1 protein-coding gene is annotated in these 1,366 nt (G+C 59.5%); it reads left to right on the plus strand.

Annotated features, from left to right (window positions below; translation table 11 throughout):
* Positions 1-70: 70 nt before the first annotated feature.
* Positions 71-1,329, plus strand: a protein-coding gene (locus GW587_RS30935; RefSeq protein WP_371875670.1) for an IS3 family transposase whose coding sequence is annotated in 2 segments (ribosomal slippage) — positions 71-419 and positions 419-1,329 — 1,260 coding nt in all. Because the reading frame shifts where the segments join, the coding sequence is not laid out codon by codon here.
* Positions 1,330-1,366: the final 37 nt, after the last annotated feature.

Genomic DNA, 1,366 nt, shown 5'->3' on the forward strand with positions numbered 1-1,366 from the left:
TGAGATAGCCCCCTGATTCACCGTACACGGCCTATGCGCTATTCTTACGGATAGGAATAGGACTGTGCATATGACTAGGAACAAGCAAACAATCGAGGTTGTAACGGTAAGCGAAGAGCGCCGCAGGCGTTGGTCATTCGAAGAGAAGGCGGCGTTGGTGCGCGAGACGTACGAGCCGGGCATGACTGTCTCGCTGGTCGCTCGCAAACACGGCGTTGGAGCTAGCCAGCTGTTCAACTGGCGCAAGCTCGAACGCGAAGGCGCTCTCACGGCCGTCTCTGCCGGCGAATCGGTAGTGCCGGCAAGCGAACTGGCAGCGGCCCGCGCCCAGATCGCGCAGCTGCAGCGGATGCTGGGTAAGAAAACGATGGAAGCAGAGATCCTGAAGGAGGCAGTCGAGTTCGCTCGCGAAAAAAAGTGGATTGCGCGCTCGCCCTTGTTGGACAAGGACGGCCAGTGAAGGCGGTCTGTTCGGCGCTGGGCGTGGCGCGCTCGAATGTTTGCAAATTGGCGGCGCGCCCGAGCGACTGGATCGACGGCCGTACGGCGCAGACATTTCACCAGCCCGACGACGCCATCTTGGTCGATGCTGTGCGTGCCGAAATCACGGCGCTGCCGACCTATGGCTATCGCAGGGCTGGCGCCTTGGTCAACCGTACGCGCGCCTTGATGGGCCTGCAAGCGATCAACCACAAGCGATTTTACCGGGTGATGAAGGAACACCGACTGTTGCTGCCAAAGGCGCCGAAACGACGTGTCAGCAGCCGCGTTCACGATGGCGTCGTCGGTGTGGCGGAACCAAACATGCGCTGGTGTTCCGATGGTTTTGAGATCGCTTGCGACAACGGCGAAGTCGTGACTGGTGTGTTCATGAAAGACTGCTGTGACCGTGAAATTATCGCGTGGCGCGCATGGGCCGAACGCGGCCTGCCTGGCGAGCCTGTCCGCGACATGTTGGTCGAAGCGGTCGAAGCACGGTTTGGGCAGGCCAGCGTTGGATCGGCGAAGCTGGAATTCTTGAGCGACAATGGCGGTGCCTACCGAGCCCATGAAACCCACGCCCTGGTGCGCGAGCTGGGGCTGGAACCGATTCATACGCCGGTGTGTAGCCCGCAGTCGAACGGGATCGCAGAGAGCTTTGTGAACACGTTTAAACGGGACTACGTCAGCCTGATGGACCGCAGCAATGCCAAAGTCGTTCTCGCCCAATTGCCAGACGCTTTTATGCATTTCAACGAGGTTCATCCGCATTCGTCGTTGAAGTTGAAATCTCCTCGCATGTTCAGGAGGGAGCTGGCGCGCCGGGCTCAAGAAAGCGGCGCTAACTAAGCGATAGGACGTGTCCGGTTATACGGGGGCAAGATCA

Origin of the sequence: Duganella aceris (assembly GCF_011090165.1) — a bacterium.
Taxonomy (GTDB): Bacteria; Pseudomonadota; Gammaproteobacteria; order Burkholderiales; family Burkholderiaceae_D; genus Rugamonas; species Rugamonas aceris.